Below are 19,116 nucleotides of genomic sequence, written 5' to 3' on the forward strand. Positions count from 1 at the left end.
CGCGTTATCCTCCCCGGCGTCCTGCTGGGGAGGTATCCCGATGTTCCGTCTGTTCCTCGTTGCCGTTGCGCTGGCCATCGCCGCCGGCCAGGCTCCCGCCGCCGGCTTCGTCGGCAATTTCCAGGCAGCACCCCCCGATCCGGCACACCAGCGGATCGCGCTGTCACTGGCCCGCGGCCAGATTCCCCAGCGCATCGCCGATCACCTGAACAGCGTCCTGCAGCTGCCGGCGCCGGTCCTGATCCAGTTCCAGGCCTGCGGCATGGAGAACGCCTTCTTTTCGCCGCGTCAGCGTGCCGTCGTCTTCTGTTACGAGATGCAGGACGCCATTCACAAGCGGGTGACGTGGCTTTCGTCGTCGGTCGGTGCCTCGACGCGGACGGCAACTGAAATGCTCGACGGTGCGCTGTGGTTCATCCTGCTGCACGAAGTGGGGCACGCCGTGCACCAAGTTGCCGATCTGCCGACCCTTGGCCGCCGTGAGGACGTCGCCGACCAGCTGGCGACGTGGATCGCCATCCGCCGGCCACCGGCGGGCGTCAATGAGCCGATCACCGGCGGCATGCTGGTGTTCCTGAATCCGCAGACCAGAACCGACTATGAAGCGATGGGCGGGCCGCACAGCCTGGACGCGCAGCGGCTGATGAACGTCGCGTGTTGGGCCTTCGGTGCCGACCCTGTGCGTTATCGAGAACTGCCCGACATGGTGCGCCTGCCGGACGCCCGACGCGCCAGCTGCGCCGAAGAATGGGCGGCGATCGATGCAGCCGTTCCGCGGCTGCTGGGCCGCGTGCTGAAGCCGGCCCGCGCCGCACCGTGGTGAAATCCGCTGCGCGCTGATAGAGTGCAAAAAGCAGAAGGCCCGGTCGACCGCTTTGGTCGCCGGGCCTTCTGTGTCTCAAGCGGGTGTGCACCCGCAGCGGGTCAGGTCAGTGCATGTGCAGCAAAACCGCCCTGAAACGCACTCTGCAGAACCCTCCGAAAACGAGAAAACCATGCCGGAAGGCAGCGCGACGCGGTAAACCTCCAAGTTCTGAAAATTACTGTTTTCAGAAGTTGAGGAAGGTTGAAGTGATGTGCGAGATCTTTTCGCCAAACTACTGGCCCTGCTGGATTTTCATTTTCTGCTTCTGCTTCTTCGGTTGATATCCGGCGCACACTCACCCGATCAGCGCGAAGAGAACAGCTGCACGATCAGCGCAATGCCGATCACGCCGACAGCGAGCGAAGTCCAGGACGCCAGCCCGGCCATGTAGCCGTCGGGTATCTCCACCGGCTTCAGGGTCGCCAGCACCCGCCGGTACTGCACGACCGCCAGCACCACGGCCAGCGACCCGAGCGCGATCAATGCCACGCCTATCCAGAACGACGATCCGTGCCCGACCTGGGCGGCGACGGTCTGCGGGTTGTGCATCATCGCCACGAACAGCGCGAAGCGTTCGATCGCGAAGCCGAAGGCCATCAGCGCGAGCGCCGTGCGGGTCCAGGCGAGCAAGGTGCGCTCGGCCGCGAAAAAGACGCGCGGATCGTTCAGGTCGGACACGCGGACGTCTTCAGCTTTGGGCGGTCGGCCGCCGGCGGTAGGTCACCACCAGCACGTCGCGCCACGCCGGTTTGGCCGGATCCAGCGGATGGATGGGCGTCACGCCGTGCAGCGCGCGCTGGTCATTCACCAGCGCCGCGTCGCAGGGCGCGGTCAGCGTGAAGCTGTCCAGCCGCTGTCCTTCCGGCGAAAAGATTTCGGTGGTGCCGCTTTCGACGTTTTCCCGTCGAACCATCATGACCAGCACGAAATCCACGCCATCGCGGTGCACGCCCTCGGGCGTCGGCTTGCCCTCGCCGTCCGCGCGCGCCTCGATGCGGAACTGGTGCACCTCGATGTGCGCCGCCTGATCCGGATGCAGGCGCTGGAACACCGAAAGCCCGAACTGTGCCACCGTCTGCAGCGTCGGGCCGGCCAGCACCTGTGGCCGTATCGGCTCGAAATGACGCTCGATGCCGCCATTCAGCGTGTTGTAGTCCAGGCTCTGATAGTGCGGCTGGTGCGGTTCGAGCTGGATGCGCAGGCCCTCCGCCGGGGCGCTCAGTACCGCATAGCGGCGCCGGCGGTAGCGACCGCCGTCCGCCATATAGGTATCGGTGACCAGATCCCCCCAGCTTGCCGCGAATACGTCCCAGTCGGTACGCCAGCCCGAACGCAGGCTGCTCAGCGCATCGCGCAGCTGTGCGGACGGAAGAAAGCAGAAATCGTGGGCAGCGACCTGTTCGGCCAGCGCACGGGCGAAAGTTCCGGAATTTGAAGCGGCGGACATCGGGGACACGGCGGTGAAAACGACTGAAGCACGGACGATACTCCCCTGCCCCTCACTGCGCACGCGCTCCGGCCATTTAGAATCGATGCCCCGCCGGAGAAACCGTCACATGCCCCGCTTCTGCGCCAACCTGTCACTGCTGTTTACCGAACATCCATTCGCCGAGCGCTGGGATGCGGCCGCCCGCGCCGGCTTCCGCGGCGTCGAGTGCCACTTTCCGTACGCCGAACCGGCGGAGGTACTGGCCGACGCGCTGCGTCGCAACGCGCAGGAACAGGTGCTGTTCAATCTGCCCGCCGGCGACTGGTCCGCCGGCGAGCGCGGCATCGGCTGCCTGCCCGACCGCATCGACGAATTCGAGCACGGCGTCGGCACTGCGATCCGCTACGCGAAGGCGCTGGATTGCCGCCGCATCAACTGTCTGGCCGGACTGGCGCCGGCGGATGCGGACCGCAGCGAACTGCTGTCGGTGATGGAACGCAATCTGCGCTTCGCCGCGCGCGCACTGGCGAAGGAAGGCATCACGCTGCTGGTCGAACCGATCAATCCGCGCGACATGCCCGGCTTCCTGCTGAACCGTTCGGCCGAAACGCTGGCGCTGATCGAGCGCGTCGGCGAGCCCAACGTGAAACTGCAGTACGACGTCTATCACATGCAGATCACCGAAGGCGACCTCGCCCGCACGCTTGAGCGCGAACTGCCGCGCATCGGTCATGTGCAGATCGCGGACAATCCGGGCCGGCACGAACCGGGCAGCGGCGAGATCAACTTCCCCTTCCTGTTCGACTGGCTGGACCGCATCGGCTACGACGGCTGGGTCAGCGCCGAATACCTGCCGGCGGGCGACACCGTGGCCGGTCTGGGCTGGCTGCCACGCTGATGCGGCGGGCCGCGGCGTACCCCGAAGGGCACGCCGCGCAAGCCGGATCAGGGCAGCGCGAAGCCGTCGGCGGCGAGCACCGCGCGCGCTGGCGCTGACAGCAGGAAGCGGGCGAAACGCTCGCCCTCGCTGCCGGCACCGGACAGCACCACCAGGCCGTAGTCGGCGCCGACCGACAGTTCCGGCGGCAGCGCCACTTCCTGCAGCGCCGGCACCTCCTGTTTTGCCAACCGCACATTGGTGCAGTAGGTGACGAAAAGGTCGGCCTGACCGCTGTCCACCACCCAGGCGTAGGCATTGCGCCCGCCCGGCGGTTTCGGCGAATCGGCGGCACCGGTCAGCGTACGGCCACGCGCCAGCAGCGCACGGCCGGCGCCCGGACGCAGCGCGTCCGCCCGTTCGAACATCTGTACCGCGTAGTCGCCGGACGGGTCGGCCTTCGGCGTCGACATGCCCAGTTTCAGATCACGGCGCAGCATGTGATCGAGCGCATTGCCCGGCGTCACCGCCAGCCCCGGCCGCACCAGCAGGCACAGTTCGTTGCGCGCGAAGCGCTCGACCTTCGCCGCCTTGCCTGCGTCCACGAAGGTCTGCGGGTGCGACATGTTGGCGGACGCGAACAGGTCCGCTTTCGCGCCGCCGGCAATCTTGTCCCGCAGCACGCCGCTCGGTCCGAATTCGAAGCGGGGCGCGGCCCCGCCCTGCTCCGCGTACAGCTTGCCGAGCTGGGTGAACACCGCCTTCAGGCTGCCCGCCGCGTGCACCGACGCGCCGTCGGCCAGCGCGGCACCGGACAGCAGCGAGGTGCAGACCGCCACGATCAGTGCGCGCATGCTCACTTGGCCGCGTTCGGGAAGAACAGCTGCTGACCGTCGATCTTGTAGTCGGCGATCGCCTTCTGGCCTTCGGCCGACACCACCCAGTCGATGAAGGCCTGACCGTCGGCCTTCTTCACGTGCGGGTGCTTTTCCGGGTTCACCAGGATGACGCCGTACTGGTTGAACAGGCGCTTGTCGCCTTCGACCACCACCGTCAGGTCAGCGCGGTTCTTGAACGACAGCCAGGTGCCACGGTCGGCCAGGATGTAGGCGTTCATCGACGCCGCGGTATTCAGCGCCGGGCCCATGCCGGAGCCGGTGTCGCGGTACCAGGCGCCCTTGACCGCATCGAGGTCGATGCCGGCCGCCTTCCACAGCCGCAGTTCGGCCGCGTGGGTGCCGCTCTTGTCGCCACGCGACACGAAGGGCGCCTGGGCGGTCTGCACCGCCTTCAGCGCTTCGGTGATGTCCTTGCCACCGGCGACCTTGGCCGGATCACTCTTCGGGCCGACCAGGATGAAGTCGTTGTACATCACTTCCTGGCGCTTCACGCCGAAGCCTTCGGCGATGAATTTCTCTTCCGCCGCCTTGTCGTGCACGAACACCACGTCGGCGTCGCCGCGACGCGCCATGTCCAGCGCCTGACCGGTGCCCAGCGCGACCACGCGCACCTCGATGCCGGTCCTGGCCTGGAACACCGGCAGCAGATGCTTGAACAGGCCGGACTGTTCGGTCGAGGTGGTCGACGACACGGTGATGAAACGGTCGGCCGCGGTGGCGAACGGTGCGGCGAGTGCCAGGGCAGCGGCAGCTGCGCCGGCGATGAACGAGCGGCGGATCAGGTCCATGAAAGTTCTCCTCTGAGGTAATGCCCGGCTTGCTCCGAGCGCGGTGCGGCAAAGAAATCGGCGACCGGCGTGTGTTCGGTGATGCGGCCGGCGTCGACGAAAACGATGTCATCGGCCAGGCGACGCGCCTGACCGAGGTGATGGGTGACCATGACGATGGAACAGCCGTCGTCGGCGATGACGCGGATCAGGCGCTCGACCTCGGCCGACGCGCCCGGGTCCAGGCTGGCGGTGGGCTCGTCGAGGAACAGCACGCGCGGGCGCAGCGCCCAGGCGCGCGCCAGCGCCACCCGCTGCTGCTCGCCGCCGGACAGCACCCGCGCCGGCCGGTGCGCGAGCGGCGACAGGCCGACCCGCTCCAGCACCGCTTCGGCGCGCGCTCGGCGTTCGGCAGCCGGCACGCCGGCCAGGTAGAGCGCATAGCTCACGTTATCGAGCACGCTGCGGCGGAGCATGACCGGGCGCTGGAACACCATGGCCTGCGGCGGACGCGCGCCGCCGCCGTTCCATACGATGCGGCCGGCGGTCGGTTCGATCAGGCCGTGCATCAGTCGCATCAGCACGCTCTTGCCGGCGCCGTTCGGGCCGAGCACCACGGTACGGCGGCCGGCATCCAGCCGCAGCGACACGTCGTGGATCAGCGTGCGTTCGCCCGCTTCGTAGCGCAGCGATTCCAGGGTGATCAGCGGCTCAGCCATGTCTTCTTGCCGCCCATTCACGCAGCGCGTGCGCCAGCGCATTCAGTATCAGCACGATGGAAATGAGGATGAAGCCCAGCGCCAGCGCCAGCGGCAGGTCGCCCTTGCTGGTTTCGAGCGCGATGCTGGTGGTCATCACCCGGGTGACGCCGTCGATGTTGCCGCCGACGATCATGACCGCGCCCACTTCGGCCACCGCCCGGCCGAGGCCGGCCAGCACCGCGGTGCTGAGGGAAAAGCGGGTATCCACCAGCAGCGTGAGCGCTGCCCGCGGCGTCGAAGCGCCGAGCGAACGCAGCTGTTCTTCGTAATCGCGCCAGGCGTCGGCCACGATCTGGCGCGACAGCGCGGCGATGATGGGGGTGATGAGCACCACCTGCGCGATCACCATGGCGGTCGGCGTGAACAGCAGGCCGAGCGGGCCGAGCGGACCGGCGCGCGACAGCAGCAGATAGACCAGCAGACCGATTACCACCGGCGGCAGGCCCATCATGCCGTTCAGGATGACGGTCAGCGGCTTGCGTCCGGGAAAGCGGCCGACCGCGACGGCGGCGCCGATCGGCAGGCCCAGGCAGGCGGCCAGGAAGACGGCGGTCAGGCTCACCTGCAGGCTGAGCCCGACGATGGACAGCAGCTTGCCGTCGGCTTCGGCGATGAGCTGGCCGGCGGTGAGGAAGCTTTCGGTGATCGTACTCATGGCGCGGGCTCCGCGATCACCATGAGCCCGACCTGCGCTTCGGCGACCGCGCTGATTTCCAGCCGGTAAGCCACACCCGCCTCAAGCCGGTAGATCAGTTCCTTCTGCACGCCCTCGCCGCGCAGGCAGCGCAGCGGCCGCATGAACACCGGCAGCGGCCGGCCGTCCGGCGCCACGATTTCGATCCAGGCGCGTGCGCTGCTCATGACGCGGTACAGGCCGCTGGCCGGCACGCCCAGCACGAAAATGCCGGCCTGACCGGCAGTGCGACGGCCCGGCGCCTGCAGCGTCACCCGCGTTTCGTCGTCCAGTCGTGCGTCTGCGCGCTGCCCGGGCCGTATCGCCGGTGCGGCAGCGGCGCTGCGGCCGGCCTCCAGCATGTCGGCGGGCATCGTCCACGCGCGTGCCAGCGCAGCGGTGACCGCCGGCGCATCGGCACAGGCCGCGTCGTTGTCGGTGGCCCGTCCCTGAAGCGGTAACAGAGCGCTCACCGCAAGCAGACCCGCGAGCGCAAGTCCTGAAGATCGCATCCTATTCCTCACCCTGCCGCAAACGCTGCGAAAGGCGCGCCGGCCCTGAGCGCGGCGCCGGACCGGGCGTTCCCGGAACAGGCGAATTCATGAATCGGCATCGGAAAACACATAAGATGCGCGACGCTATCTCAACGACGCTTTGCGTCCTATATGTCCGATTCTGCACAAAACCTGCCGACGCTCCGGGTCGAGTGGGATTTCGGCGCCGAGGCGCCCGCCAGCATCGGCCGGCTGATCGCGCTGCTGGCCGCCATCGACAGCTCGGGTTCAATCGCCGGCGCGGCGCGTGAAACCGGGCTGTCCTACCGCAACGCCTGGGGCCTGATCAACGCCTGGCAGGCCTGGTTCGGCCAGCCTCTGATCGTCACCGCGCGCGCGCACGGCTCGTCGCTTGAGCCCTTTGCCCGCCAGCTGCTGGAGATCGACCGCGGTGCCCGCCGCTCGCTGTCGCGCGCGCTGGAGCACGCCAGCGAACCGATGCGTGTGCTGTCGCTGAAGCCGGCCGAACACGACAGCGCGGCGCTGCGCTTCGCCGCCAGCCACGAACCGCTGCTGAACGAACTGATCCGCCAGCTGCGCAGCGCCCGCGCCGATGGCGCCGCGGTCACGCTGAGCACCCACGGCAGTCTGGAATCGCTGCTCGCGCTGGCCGCCCGCCGCTGCGACATCGCCGGTTTTCACTGCCCGGTCGGCGATCTGGGGCGCGACATCTGGTCGCTCTACCGTGCCCAGCCGGGTCTGCCGAAACTGCGGCTGATCGGTTTCGCGCGCCGCACCCAGGGTCTCATCCTGGCGCGCGGCAATCCTAAGAAGGTGAGCGGTCTGGCCGACCTGACGCGCAAGGACCTGCGCTTCGTACACCGCCAGCCGGGCGCCGGCACCCGGCTGGCCTTCGATCTGCTGGCGCGCCGGGCCGGGCTGGACACGCGGGCGCTGAACGACGGCGACGAAGAGCACACCCACGCCGCGGTCGCTGCGCTGATCGCCAGCGACGAAGCCGACGCCGGCCTCGGGCTGGAGGCGTTCGCGCGCCGGCTCGATCTCGATTTCATCCCGCTGTTCGAGGAAATGTATTTCCTCGCGCTGCGCGACAGCGCCGCCGGCCGCGACACCGCGCACGCGCTGTCGGCGCTGCTGCGCGATCCGCACTGGCGCGCCCGCGGCCGCGAACTGAGCGGCTACGCGCTGGATGAAGCCGGCGAGGAATACGATATGACCGGCGCCGAAACGCTGCTGTTCGGCCCGCCTTCCGCCCGGATCCCCGCCCGATGACCGGCAACTCTGCCGCGGCCGGCGGCGCGGCTTGCTAAAATCGCGCCTCAGTTACCGGACCCCTACATGAAACGCACCCGATTTGCCCGCCGCGGCGGCCTCACGCAGGACGCCGCGCTGCTCACCCGGCTGGCCGCCGGACTGGCGCTGTCCGCCAGCCGCATCGAAGACCGCTACTGGGAAGTGCGGCTCACCGAACAGGTGAGCCGGCTGCTGGCCGACCGCAACGAGGATGCGCTGAACGCCGCGCTCGACCACCTGTGGCGCGAGGACGCGCCCGCCTACGACGAACTGGCCGATTTCATCGAAGCCGGCGCCGAATGCGGCGTGGCCGGCGAGGCCGGCAAGGACTGGGACGCGGTGGTGTTCGCCGCACCGCTGCTCGCCTGGTCGCGCTTTTCCATTCCGGCCGGCCCGATTCCGGCTGCCACGCTGGCCAGCCTGAAAGTGCAGCTGAGCGCCCACGCCTTCGGCGCACGGGTCAAGGTGGCGCTTGCCGACTATCTGTTCAGCCCGGACCAGCTGCCGCGCGGCTATGTCGAAACCCGCGATCTGGCCGACGACCTCGGCGAGGTGGTGCGCGCCGGCCAGGACTTGAAGCTGGAATCCGACGCGATGGCGCAGACCACCACCTTCCTGTCCGACACCCGCTACCTGATCGGCATCGCAATGGCGCCGCGCGGTCAGGCGCTGTTCCGCTGGCAGGAAGACGACGGCTCGCGCGAGCACGTGCTCAAGCAGTGGCAGGCCCAGGGCGGCGCGGTCATGGCCACGCTGCTGCCGGGCTGCGCCTTCGAACTGCTGCCGCCGAATGCCTACCACTCGGCCTGCCGCGAAGCCGACCGCGCGTCGCGCGCCTATTCGCTGCGCGCGTCGGTCGCCTTCCTGGAACAGACGCTGGCGGTGCCGGCCAGTGGCCTGCGTGCCATCATCGCGCCCTTCCACGACCAGCAGCTCGAGGAATACCGCGTCGCCTTCACCACCAGCGGCTCGAACCAGGTGGTGCACGGCCTGGTGTGGGCGCTGCTCGGCGCCGAGGACGAAGAGACCGACACCGTGGGCGACATCGAGGCGGTATTGCGCGAGTGCGGCGTGACCGACATCCTGGTGCTGGACCACCGCATGCCGATGGAGTACTGCGACGACTGCGGCGCGCCGATGTACCCGGACCCGGAAGGCCAGCCGGTGCATGCCGAACTGCCGGAAACCGGCGACCAGCCGCCCGCCCACCTGCACTGACACCTGACCCTGTTTCCGCGGCCGCGCCTCGCGCGGCCGTTTTCATTTGCCGAAGATCGCCATGTCGCTTGAACAAGAAGTCGCCCGCCGGCGCACCTTTGCCATCATCTCCCACCCGGACGCGGGCAAGACCACGCTGACCGAAAAGCTGCTGCTGTTCGCAGGCGCGATCCAGATCGCCGGCAGCGTGAAGGCGCGCAAGGCCGCACGTCACGCCACCTCGGACTGGATGGAAATCGAGAAGCAGCGCGGCATTTCGGTCGCCAGCTCGGTGATGCAGATGGAGTACCGCGACTGCGTCGTGAACCTGCTGGACACGCCGGGCCACAAGGACTTTTCGGAAGACACCTACCGGGTGCTGACCGCGGTCGACGCCGCGCTGATGGTGATCGACGCCGCCAACGGTGTCGAAGCGCAGACGCTGCGACTGCTCGAGGTCTGCCGTGCGCGCAACACGCCCATCATCACCTTCATCAACAAGATGGACCGCGAGGTGCGCGCGCCGCTCGACCTGATCGACGAACTCGAACGCACGCTGGGCATGGACGTCGCGCCCTTCACCTGGCCGCTGGGCATGGGCAAGGATTTCGCCGGTGTCTATGAACTGCGGGAGGACCGCATGCGCGTGTTCCGCGCGGGCGAGGACCGCATTTCCGGCGACGAGGAAGTGCTGCAGGGGCTGGACAACCCGGAAATCGCCGGCCGCTACCCGATGCAGTTCGAAACCGCGCACGCCGAGATCGACCTGGTGCGCGATGCCGCCCCGCCCTTCGACGAAGCCGAATTCCTCGCCGGCCGGCAGACCCCGGTGTTCTTCGGTTCGGCCATCAACAACTTCGGCGTCAAGGAAGTGCTGGACGCGCTGGTCGACCTCGCCCCGCCGCCGGGCGGCCGCCCGGCCATCCAGCGCCGGGTCGAACCGACCGAACCGAAGTTCTCCGGCGTGGTGTTCAAGATCCAGGCCAATATGGACCCTTCGCACCGCGACCGCGTCGCCTTCCTGCGCGTGTGTTCCGGCCACTTCGAGCGCGGCATGCGGATGAAGGTGAGCCGCAACGGCAAGGACATCCGGCCAAACAACGTGGTCACCTTCCTGTCGCAGCGGCGCGAGCTGCTGGAAGAGGCCTACGCCGGCGACATCATCGGCATCCCCAACCACGGCACGCTGCAGCTGGGCGACACGCTGACCGAAGGCGAAACCCTGCAGTTCACCGGCCTGCCCTTCTTCGCGCCGGAGCTGTTCCAGGGCGTGGAAGTTCGAGATCCCTTGAAAACCAAACAGTTGCGTGCAGGTCTTGAGCAATTGGGTGAAGAAGGTGCCATCCAGGTATTCCGTCCGCTGGCCGGCGGCACGCTGCTGCTGGGCGCGGTCGGCCAGCTGCAGTTCGAGGTGGTGATCCACCGCCTGAAGACCGAATACGGCTGCGACGCCCGGCTGGAAGGCACCCGTTACACGATGGCGCGCTGGGTCACCTGCGACGACGAACGCGAACTGAAGCGCTTCATTGACGCCAACGCCCACCGGATCGCCTACGACGCGGTGAACGCCCCCGCCTTCCTCGCCACCATGCGTGCCGAGCTGAAGGTGGCCGAAGAGAAGTGGGAAAAGATCAAGTTCCACGCCATGCGCGAACACGCGGGGCTGATGTTCGCCAGCCACTGACGCCGCAATCGCGGCGAAGGCGCCGCGCCCACAGGAATCTGCACAGGTCGCGGCACGCCGTTGTGGGAGCGGCGCCCCCGCCGCGAAGGGGCCTGTGCTCGACACCGTCTCCTGGACAACCGCCGCAATCGCGGCGAGGCGCCGCTCCCACGGCATCCGCACTGGTCGCTGAAAGTCTTTGTGGGAGCGGCGCCCCCGCCGCGATACGGCCTGCGCCCAGCACCGTCTCCTGAACAACCGCCGCGATCGCGGCTAGGCGCCGCTCCCACGGAATCTGCACAGGTCACTGGGGCTCATGCTGCAGGCAGCGGCCTTCAGTCCCGCTCCGGATGCCCCGCCTTCGACGGCAGTTTCAGGTGCAGCGCGGCCTTGGCCAGCAGGTTGGCCGACACCGGTGCGGTGATGAAGATGAACAGCGTGATCAGCAGTTCATGGATGGCCAGACGGCCGGTGGCGGCGCTGTACAGCATGCTGGCGATCAGCACGCCGCCCACGCCCAGCGTGCTGGCCTTGGTCGGTGCGTGCAGGCGCTGGAAGAAGTCGCGGAAGCGCAGCATGCCGAGCGCGCCCACCAGCAGGAAGAAGGCGCCGATCAGCAGAAGCAGCGCCACCAGCCCGTCGATCCACGGATTCAGTTCAGTCATCGCGGCCCCTCACTCGATCACGTCGCCACGCGTCAGGTAGCGCGCCAGCGCCACGGTCGCGACGAAGCCCAGCATGGCGACGATGAGCGCCGCCTCGAACAGCAGTTCGCTGCGCTGGCGCATGCCCAGCACGATGACCAGCGCCACCACGTTCACGTAAAGCGTATCGAGCGCCAGGATGCGGTCGGCGATTTCCGGGCCGCGCAGCACCCGCCAGCCGCAGGCCAGCATGGCCAGCACCAGTGCGCCGAAGGTGATGTCGAGCGCGAGATCGGTCATCCGAAAATCTCCCTCAGCGGCGCCTCGTAACGCGCCTTCATGTCGCGCGCCGCGGCCTCCGGGTCGCTGCAGTCCAGCGCATGCACCAGGATTTCACGACGCGTTTCGTCGACGATGCAGGACACGGTGCCCGGCGTCATCGTGATGATGGACGCGAACAGCGCAATGCCGTTCGGGTGGGTGATGTCCAGCGGCACCGGCACCCAGGCCGGCTGCGGCGTGCGGGCCGGGTTCAGCACCAGCTTCGCCACCGTGATGTTGGACTGCACGATGTCCCACAGCACGATGGCGGTGAGTCTGAGCGCCGGGCCGGCCGCGCGCAGCCGGAAGCCGTCGCCGATGAAGCCGCCCACCATGCGCGGAATGACCAGCGCCAGCAGCGCTGCCGCGATCAGGTTTCCGGCGTCGAGCGACTGCTGCAGCATGAGCCAGCCGGCCGCCAGCAGCGCGGACATGACCGGGTGCGCCAGCCAGCGGCGGGCGGCGGGGCTGCGCTGTTCGCTCATGGCCTGCCCTCCCCGTCCGGTGCCGGAAATCCATACGGCCGTGTGGTGATGACGCCTTCGACCCCGAGCACCGCCTGCACGTAACTGCGGCGGTCCGCCAGCTGGGCGGCGGCGGCGTCGGTGTAGCGGGTCAGCGGGCCGGCCAGCACGCTCATCAGCACGCCGGCGCCGAGCAGCGCGACCGGTGCCGCCAGCATGCGCGGACTGGCGCCGGCCGGCGTACCGCTGCCGGCCAGTTCAGGGCGTTCGCTCCAGAACAGCACGCTGCCTGCGCGCGCCAGCCCGAGCAGGGTCAGGAAGCCCACGGTCAGCACCACCGCCCACACCCAGGGCTGCGACGCGATGCCGCTGGAGGCCTGCAGCACCATGAGCTTGCCGATGAAGCCGGGCAGCGGCGGCAGACCGGCGGCCGACGCGGCGGCCAGCAGCATGAGCAGGCCCAGCAGCGCCGGCTGCGCCAGCGGCGGCCCGGGTTCGATGCGGTCGGCCGCGTCGCCGCGCTGCGCGGCCAGCAGTTCGGCCAGCAGGAACAGCGCGGCCACCACCAGCGTGCTGTGCACCATGTAATAGAGCGCGGCCGACAGGCCGGCCGGGCTGAACAGCCCGACCCCGGCCAGCACGGTGCCGACCGACGCCACCGTCAGCCAGGCCACCAGCCGCGGCAGGCTGCGCGCCGACAGCACGCCGCACACCGCGAGCAGACCGGTCGCCAGCCCGAGCGGCAGCAGCCAGGGGCCGGCCACCAGCGCCGAGCCCCCCGCGTCCGCGCCGAAAATGACCGCATGCACCCGCACGATGCTGTACACGCCCACCTTGGTCATGATGGCGAACAGCGCCGCCACCGGCGCGCTGGCCGCGGCATAGGTGGCGGGCAGCCACAGGTGCAGCGGCAGCAGCGCCGCCTTCACGCCGAACACCACGAGCAGCAGCAGCGCCGCCGCCTTCAGCACCACCGCGGCGTCACCCTCGACCAGCGGCACCCGCTGCGCGAGGTCCGCCATGTTCAGCGTGCCGGCGTTGGCGTAGATCAGCGACACGCCGATCAGGAACAGCGCCGACGCCGCCAGATTGATCGCCACGTACTGCAGGCCGACCCGGAAGCGCTCCCGGCCCTGCCCGTGTATCAGCAGCACGTAGGAAGCGATCAGCAGCACCTCGAAGAACACGAACAGGTTGAACAGGTCGCCGGTGACGAAAGCGCCGTTCAGGCCCATCAGCTGGAACTGGAACAGCGCGTGGAAATGCCGGCCGCGGGTGTCCCAGCCGCCAGCGGCGTACCACAGCACCGGCAGCGCCACCGCCTGGGTGAGCACCAGCATCATCGCCGACAGCCGGTCCACCACCAGCACGATGCCGAAAGGCGCCGGCCAGTCGCCGACGCGGTACACCCGCAGTGCGCCGCTGTCCGCCTCAAGCGCCAGCTTGAGCGCGAACATGAGGCCCAGCGCGACCGACACCAGCGCGATGCGGCGCAGCCGCGGCAGCGCATCGGCGCGGTCGCCGATCAGCAGCATGAAGACCGCGGTCAGACTGGGCAGCAGCACCGGCAGCACCGCGAGGTGCTGGCGGAACATCTGCATCATGACGTCGGCAAAGGTGGCGTTCATGCGTCGCGCTCCGGCCGTTCGCCGGGCTCGCGCCCGTCCACGTGATCGGTGCCGGCTTCGGCCCGGCTGCGCAGCGCCAGTTCGATCACGAAACCGGTGGTCGCGAAGCCGATCACGATGGCGGTGAGCACCAGCGCCTGCGGCAGCGGGTCAGCCTGCACCGCGCCCTGCCCGAGTATCGGCGGCGCGCCGCTCCACAGCCGACCCATCACGAAGATGAAAATGTTTACCGCATAGCCCAGCAGCGTAAGCCCCAGCACCACCGGAAAGCTGCGCCCGCGCAGCATCAGGTACACGCCGCAGGCGGTCACCCAGCCGATGCCGGTCGCCACCAGGAATTCCATGCTGACGTTGGCGAGCAGACTCATGCGTGATCTTCCTTGCTGGCCGCGCCCAGCACCGACAGTGTGAGCAGCGTGGCGCCGACCACCGTGATGTACACACCCAGATCGAAGGCCGCCGCGCTGGCCAGCGGCAGTTCGCCGATCACTGGCAGCGCCGGGTGGCCATGTGCGCTGGTCAGGAAGGGGCGGCCGAACCAGAAGGCGCCGATGCCGGTCAGCCCGGCAATGCCCAGACCGGTACCGATCCAGCGGGTGAAGCGGCGGCCGGCCGCGCCGTGCAGCAGGCTTTCGGCACGCGCCTGACCGAGCGCCATGTACTGCATCACCAGCGCGACCGAAGTCATCAGGCCGGCGATGAAGCCGCCGCCCGGCATGTTGTGGCCGCGCCAGTAGATGTAGGCGGAGGCGAGCAGCGCCAGCGGCAGCACCACGCGCGCCGCCACCCGCAGCAGCAGCGGCTGCTGTTCGAAGGCCCAGGCACGGCCGTCGGCGTCGGCGGCCGGCCGGCGCGTGCGGAAGCCGTCGAGCAGCGCCAGCGCGCCCAGTCCGGCGATGCCCAGCACCGTGATTTCGCCGAAGGTGTCATAGCCGCGGAAGTCGACCAGGATCACATTCACCACATTGTTGCCGCCGCCTTCGGTCAGCGAGCGCTCCAGGAAGAACCACGAGATCGAGTCGTGATTGCGGGTCAGCATGAGCCAGGTCAGCCCGGCCACGCCGCCGCCGGCCACCAGCGCCAGCAGCGCGTCGCGGCCGCGCCGCAGCGCGCTCGATTCACGCGGCGTGTGCTGCGGCAGCAGTGCCAGCCCCATCAGCATGAGCACGGTGGACACCACCTCGACCGACAGCTGGGTGAGCGCCAGATCCGGCGCCGACAGGCCGACGAAGGTCAGCGCGGTGATGAGGCCGACGATGCCCACCAGCACCAGCGCGCGGAAGCGCTGATGATGGGTGGCCGCGATCACGGTGGCGGTGATGAGCAGCAGCGCCCACAGCGCCAGCGCCAGCGGCGTGGCCGGCATCAGCGTGCGATCTCCTGCCGCCGGCAGCGCGTCCGCCTGCCAGAACGGCGCCGCGGCCAGCAGCACCGCGAACGCCACCATGATGAGCAGCGAACGCTGCAGCGAACCGTTCTCGGTGGCGGCGGTGACGCGGCCGGCGAATGCGAACAGCCGGTCGATCGCGCAGCCGAACGCCAACTTGCCGGACCATGCGCGCGGCAGGTAACCGTGCAATGCGCGGCCCTTCATCAGTCCGGCATACAGCGCGAAGCCGGCCAGCACCGCCACCGCGCTCATCGCCAGCGGCCCATTCACGCCATGCCACAGTGCCAGATGGAATTCCGGCGGCGGGCCGCCCAGCGCGGCATCGGCCGCCAGCCGCACCAGCGGCCCGTAAGTGCTTTCCGGGAACAGGCCGACCGCCACGCACAGCAGCGCCAGCAGCGCGACCGGCGCCAGCATGCCGGCCGGCGGGTCGTGCGGATGGGCGTCCGCCGGCAGATCGCGCGTCGGGCCGTTGAAGAAGGTGTCGTGCGCGAAACGCAGCGAATAGGCCATGGACGACACCGCCGCCAGCAGCGCGACCGCCGGCACGATCCAGCTCAGGCGGTCGGCGCCGGCCAGTGCTTCGGCGAAATACATTTCCTTGGACAGGAAGCCGTTCAGCGGCGGCAGGCCGCCCATGGCCGCGGCCGCGGTCAGCGCGAAAGTGGCGGTCCAGGGCATCCAGCCGTACAGGCCGCCGAGCCGGCGCAGGTCCCGGCTGTGACAGGCGTGATCGACGATGCCCGCGCTCATGAACAGCGCCGCCTTGAAGGTGGCGTGGTTCAGGATGTGAAACACCGCGGCCACCTTGGCCATCGGCGCATCGAGGCCGATGAGGACGGTGATGAAACCGAGGTGGCTCACGGTCGAATAGGCGAGCAGCCCCTTCAGGTCGTGACGGAAGATGGCAACCCAGGCGGCGAAGGTGACGGTGGCCAGACCGAAGCCGGTCACCACCTGTTCGAACAGCGCGGTGCCGCCCAGCACCGGATACAGCCGCAGCATCAGGAAAATGCCGGCCTTCACCATGGTGGCCGAGTGCAGGTAGGCGGACACCGGCGTCGGCGCGGCCATCGCCTCCGGCAGCCAGAAATGGAAGGGCAGCTGCGCGCTCTTGGTGAAGCAGCCAGTCAGCACCAGCGCCAGCACCAGCGGGTAAAGCGGGTCGGCGACGATGCGTTCGCGGTGCTGCAGGATTTCGGTCAGTTCATAGCTGCCGGCGATCTGGCCCAGCAGCACGAAGCCAGCCAGCATGACCAGCCCGCCGCCGCCGGTCACCGCCAGCGCCATCCGCGCGCCGGCGCGCGCGTCAGCCCGGTGACCCCAGTAGCCGACCAGGAGGAAGGAGGACACGCTGGTGAGCTCCCAGAACACCACCAGCATGAGCAGGTTGTCCGACAGCACCACGCCCAGCATGGCGGCCATGAACAGCATGAGCAGCGCGTAGAACTTGCCCGCCGGGTCTTCGCTGCCCAGATAGTGATGGGCGTACAGCACGATGAGCGCGCCGATGCCGGTGATGAGCAGGCCGAACATCAGCGCCAGGCCGTCGAGCCGCCAGCCGATGTTCAGGCCCAGCTGCGGCAGCCATTCGAAACCGGCTGCCGGCACCTCGCCCGCGAATACCGCCGGCGCCATGCGCAGCAGCAGCGCGAGTGCGGCCAGCGTCACGCCGCCGGCCGCCAGCGCGGTGAGCAGGCGGCGCGCCGGCGTATTGCCGCGCCCGATCAGGGCACAGGCGGACGTTCCGGCCAGCAGCGGGAGCAGTACGACGGTGGCGAGAAGATTCATGCAGACGATGCGGGGGCGGTCGTGCGCGGGAGCGGCGAAGGATACCTGTTTTCGCGTGCGCGCCCGGCCGGCCGCCATTTCGGATTTCCGACCTGACCGCCGGTGCGGCGGCAGGTTCCCGGCACCGCTCTGCCGCACGAGCGGAGCGGGCGGTAACATCACGCCCCATGAGCGATGAATTTCCTGGCGGCGCACCGGTGCCCATCCGTCCGATGGACGAAATTTCGGTGCCGGTCGCACTCGACGGCCATGACGGCGTGAACCGCGCTGACCGCGCGCGGCTGCAGATCGGCGCCGACACCGACATGGACGCCATCCGCTGCTTCCTGACCGAATACGACCGCTCGCCCGGCACCCACCGCATCTACCAGCGCGAGTGCGAACGGCTGCTGCTGTGGTCGCTGGTCGAGTGCGGCAAGCCGCTGTCCAGCCTGAACCGGCAGGACTTCGAGGGCTATCTCAACTTCCTGGTCGACCCGCAGCCGGCGAAGCTGTGGTGTGGCCCCAAGGTGCAGCGGGTGCGCGCCGAGTGGCGGCCCTTCGTCGGCCCGCTGTCGGAATCGGCGGTGCTCACCGCGATCGCCGCCATCAATTCGCTGATGGCCTATCTGGTCGACGCCGGCTATCTGGCGGGCAACCCGCTCGGCCTGATCCGCCAGCGCCGCCGCAAGCTGGCCGCGCAGAACGCGGGCCCGGCGCACGTGATCGCGCAGACCGAAGAGATGCAGAAGATCGAGCGCTTTCTCGACGCCGAAATGTGGCAGGCGGTCACCCGCGCCATCGAGGCCATGCCGCGCGACACCGACGGCGAGCGCGACGAGTACGAGCGCGCCCGCTTCATCGCCGCCCTGCTCTACATGCTGGCGCCGCGCGCCGGCGAGCTGGAATCGCACCGCATGAACAGCTTCCGCGAAGAGCGCGGGCGCTGGTGGTGGCATGTGGTCGGCAAGGGCGGCAAGCAGGCCAAGGTGCCGGTGGCCGACGACATGGTTCATGCGCTGGTGCGCTACCGCAAGCATCTGGGCCTGCCGGCCATGCCGAAGCGCACCGACCTCACGCCGCTGCTGGTGTCGCTGAAGGACCGCAGCCCGATCACCTCGCGCCGGCTGAACCAGATCCTGAAAAAGATCTTCTACGCCGCGGCCGAACTGCTGCCGGAAGAATCGGAATACAAGAAGGACAAGCTGCGCGCCGCCTCCGCCCACTGGGGCCGCCACACCGGCATCACCGCCAAGCTCGACGCCGGCATGAGCGAGCGCTACGTGCAGAAGGACGCGCGCCACACCGACGCGCGCACCACCCAGCGCTACATCCACGAAGAGGAAGAGCGCTGGCACGACGAGGCTCAGAAGCAGCAGCTGCCGTGGGTGGTGCCCGACGGGCCGGACGCGTCGACACCCGGATCGAAGTGACCCGGCCCGCCGCCCTGCCCCTGCTCATCACGGCCCGGAGCAGGGCCGGCCGGAAAATTTGAGGGCACGCGAAAGATCCCGGTAAGGTTTTCCGCATCGGGCAGGTCTTGTGGGCAGGACTGTCGCCGCCGGTGATCCGGACACCGGCGGCGCACCCGCCGCGTTGCCGTGCATCCCGCCCGGCCGCACCTCCCGAGGAGAATTTCGATGTCCACGAACACTTTCGGCGCTTCGATCGCCGCTGCTGCTGCCCTGCTCGCCCTGTCCGGAACCGTTTTCGCTGCCGACATGCCGGCCGGCAGCAAGGGCGCCGCAGTGGGCGCCGGCGACAAGGTGCATTGCTACGGCCTGCACGCCTGCAAGGGCAACAGCGACTGCGCCACCACCGAACACAGCTGCAAGGGCCAGAACGCCTGCAAGGGTCACGGCTTCAAGGCCACCTCGGCCAAGCAGTGCCTGGAACAAGGCGGCACCATCGGCGACCTGTCGGCCAAGTAAGCTTCGCGCCGACACGCGGCCCGGGGCTT

20 protein-coding genes are annotated in these 19,116 nt (G+C 68.9%); 7 read left to right on the top strand and 13 right to left on the bottom strand.

Going from position 1 to position 19,116, the window contains the following annotated elements; genetic code table 11:
• Positions 1–40: 40 nt before the first annotated feature.
• Positions 41–823 carry a DUF4344 domain-containing metallopeptidase gene (locus tag METUNV1_RS05985; RefSeq protein ID WP_008059828.1) on the top strand — a complete coding sequence of 261 codons (783 nt, stop codon included), beginning with the start codon at positions 41–43 and terminating at the stop codon, positions 821–823.
• Positions 824–1,168: 345 nt separating this feature from the next.
• Here the strand turns inward: METUNV1_RS05985 and METUNV1_RS05990 are convergent, their stop codons facing one another.
• The gene (locus METUNV1_RS05990; protein WP_008059830.1) at positions 1,169–1,543 is read right to left on the bottom strand and encodes a YidH family protein; all 375 of its coding nucleotides are present in this window, start codon (positions 1,541–1,543) and stop codon (positions 1,169–1,171) included.
• A 10-nt stretch (positions 1,544–1,553) separates the two neighbouring features.
• Positions 1,554–2,312, bottom strand: a complete 759-nt coding sequence (locus METUNV1_RS05995; protein WP_008059831.1) for a 2OG-Fe dioxygenase family protein — start codon at positions 2,310–2,312, stop codon at positions 1,554–1,556.
• Between the two features lie 109 nt (positions 2,313–2,421).
• On the opposite strand from METUNV1_RS05995, the gene hyi reads away from it, so the two are divergent.
• The gene (gene hyi, locus METUNV1_RS06000) at positions 2,422–3,192 is read left to right on the top strand and encodes a hydroxypyruvate isomerase (protein ID WP_008059834.1); all 771 of its coding nucleotides are present in this window, start codon (positions 2,422–2,424) and stop codon (positions 3,190–3,192) included.
• A 47-nt stretch (positions 3,193–3,239) separates the two neighbouring features.
• On the opposite strand, the gene METUNV1_RS06005 is transcribed toward hyi, so the two are convergent.
• From METUNV1_RS06005 to METUNV1_RS06025, 5 genes are read right to left on the bottom strand one after another with little or no spacing between them, the layout of a single operon-like run.
• Positions 3,240–4,025 (bottom strand): molybdate ABC transporter substrate-binding protein, encoded by a 786-nt coding sequence (locus tag METUNV1_RS06005; protein ID WP_008059836.1) that lies wholly within the window; start codon positions 4,023–4,025, stop codon positions 3,240–3,242.
• Positions 4,026–4,027: 2 nt separating this feature from the next.
• Positions 4,028–4,858 (bottom strand): ABC transporter substrate-binding protein, encoded by an 831-nt coding sequence (locus METUNV1_RS06010; RefSeq protein ID WP_008059838.1) that lies wholly within the window; start codon positions 4,856–4,858, stop codon positions 4,028–4,030.
• On the bottom strand, positions 4,849–5,556 hold the full coding sequence (locus METUNV1_RS06015; RefSeq protein ID WP_008059840.1) for an ATP-binding cassette domain-containing protein: 708 nt from the start codon (positions 5,554–5,556) through the stop codon (positions 4,849–4,851). The genes METUNV1_RS06010 and METUNV1_RS06015 overlap by 10 nt, the downstream gene beginning before the upstream one ends.
• Positions 5,549–6,253, bottom strand: a complete 705-nt coding sequence (locus METUNV1_RS06020; protein ID WP_008059842.1) for an ABC transporter permease — start codon at positions 6,251–6,253, stop codon at positions 5,549–5,551. The genes METUNV1_RS06015 and METUNV1_RS06020 overlap by 8 nt, the downstream gene beginning before the upstream one ends.
• Entirely contained in the window at positions 6,250–6,744 is a 495-nt protein-coding gene (locus tag METUNV1_RS06025; protein WP_232416246.1) for a hypothetical protein, read from the bottom strand. The genes METUNV1_RS06020 and METUNV1_RS06025 overlap by 4 nt, the downstream gene beginning before the upstream one ends.
• A 192-nt stretch (positions 6,745–6,936) precedes the next feature.
• Here METUNV1_RS06025 and METUNV1_RS06030 point away from each other — a divergent pair, with 192 nt between their 5' ends.
• The 3 genes from METUNV1_RS06030 to METUNV1_RS06040 all read left to right on the top strand — a co-directional run bounded on the left by METUNV1_RS06030 (position 6,937) and on the right by METUNV1_RS06040 (position 10,960).
• Positions 6,937–8,058 carry a substrate-binding domain-containing protein gene (locus tag METUNV1_RS06030; protein ID WP_008059846.1) on the top strand — a complete coding sequence of 374 codons (1,122 nt, stop codon included), beginning with the start codon at positions 6,937–6,939 and terminating at the stop codon, positions 8,056–8,058.
• 66 nt (positions 8,059–8,124) lie between these two features.
• Positions 8,125–9,297, top strand: a complete 1,173-nt coding sequence (locus METUNV1_RS06035; RefSeq protein ID WP_008059848.1) for a DUF2863 family protein — start codon at positions 8,125–8,127, stop codon at positions 9,295–9,297.
• A 61-nt stretch (positions 9,298–9,358) separates the two neighbouring features.
• The gene (locus METUNV1_RS06040; RefSeq protein ID WP_008059849.1) at positions 9,359–10,960 is read left to right on the top strand and encodes a peptide chain release factor 3; all 1,602 of its coding nucleotides are present in this window, start codon (positions 9,359–9,361) and stop codon (positions 10,958–10,960) included.
• Between the two features lie 314 nt (positions 10,961–11,274).
• Here METUNV1_RS06040 and METUNV1_RS06045 read toward each other — a convergent pair whose 3' ends face one another.
• Genes METUNV1_RS06045 through METUNV1_RS06070 form a run of 6 tightly spaced genes read right to left on the bottom strand, consistent with a single transcriptional unit; the run spans position 11,275 to position 17,177 of the window.
• Positions 11,275–11,604 carry a Na+/H+ antiporter subunit G gene (locus METUNV1_RS06045; protein WP_008059851.1) on the bottom strand — a complete coding sequence of 110 codons (330 nt, stop codon included), beginning with the start codon at positions 11,602–11,604 and terminating at the stop codon, positions 11,275–11,277.
• Between the two features lie 9 nt (positions 11,605–11,613).
• Positions 11,614–11,883, bottom strand: a complete 270-nt coding sequence (locus METUNV1_RS06050) for a K+/H+ antiporter subunit F (protein ID WP_008059853.1) — start codon at positions 11,881–11,883, stop codon at positions 11,614–11,616.
• A complete protein-coding gene (locus METUNV1_RS06055) occupies positions 11,880–12,389 on the bottom strand; it encodes a Na+/H+ antiporter subunit E (protein WP_008059856.1) in 510 nt (169 codons plus the stop codon). Before METUNV1_RS06055 ends, METUNV1_RS06050 begins: the two co-directional genes overlap by 4 nt.
• Positions 12,386–13,996 (bottom strand): monovalent cation/H+ antiporter subunit D, encoded by a 1,611-nt coding sequence (locus METUNV1_RS06060; RefSeq protein ID WP_008059858.1) that lies wholly within the window; start codon positions 13,994–13,996, stop codon positions 12,386–12,388. The genes METUNV1_RS06055 and METUNV1_RS06060 overlap by 4 nt, the downstream gene beginning before the upstream one ends.
• The gene (locus METUNV1_RS06065; RefSeq protein ID WP_008059860.1) at positions 13,993–14,364 is read right to left on the bottom strand and encodes a Na+/H+ antiporter subunit C; all 372 of its coding nucleotides are present in this window, start codon (positions 14,362–14,364) and stop codon (positions 13,993–13,995) included. The genes METUNV1_RS06060 and METUNV1_RS06065 overlap by 4 nt, the downstream gene beginning before the upstream one ends.
• On the bottom strand, positions 14,361–17,177 hold the full coding sequence (locus METUNV1_RS06070) for a monovalent cation/H+ antiporter subunit A (RefSeq protein ID WP_008059862.1): 2,817 nt from the start codon (positions 17,175–17,177) through the stop codon (positions 14,361–14,363). The genes METUNV1_RS06065 and METUNV1_RS06070 overlap by 4 nt, the downstream gene beginning before the upstream one ends.
• 167 nt (positions 17,178–17,344) lie before the next feature.
• On the opposite strand from METUNV1_RS06070, the gene METUNV1_RS06075 reads away from it, so the two are divergent.
• Both METUNV1_RS06075 and bufA2 read left to right on the top strand, forming a co-directional pair.
• Positions 17,345–18,589 carry a tyrosine-type recombinase/integrase gene (locus METUNV1_RS06075; RefSeq protein ID WP_043359204.1) on the top strand — a complete coding sequence of 415 codons (1,245 nt, stop codon included), beginning with the start codon at positions 17,345–17,347 and terminating at the stop codon, positions 18,587–18,589.
• Between the two features lie 207 nt (positions 18,590–18,796).
• Positions 18,797–19,087 (top strand): BufA2 family periplasmic bufferin-type metallophore, encoded by a 291-nt coding sequence (gene bufA2 / locus METUNV1_RS06080; RefSeq protein WP_008059867.1) that lies wholly within the window; start codon positions 18,797–18,799, stop codon positions 19,085–19,087.
• The last annotated feature ends 29 nt before the right edge of the window (positions 19,088–19,116 follow it).

This window comes from Methyloversatilis universalis FAM5, from assembly GCF_000214035.2.
Taxonomy (GTDB): Bacteria; Pseudomonadota; Gammaproteobacteria; order Burkholderiales; family Rhodocyclaceae; genus Methyloversatilis; species Methyloversatilis universalis.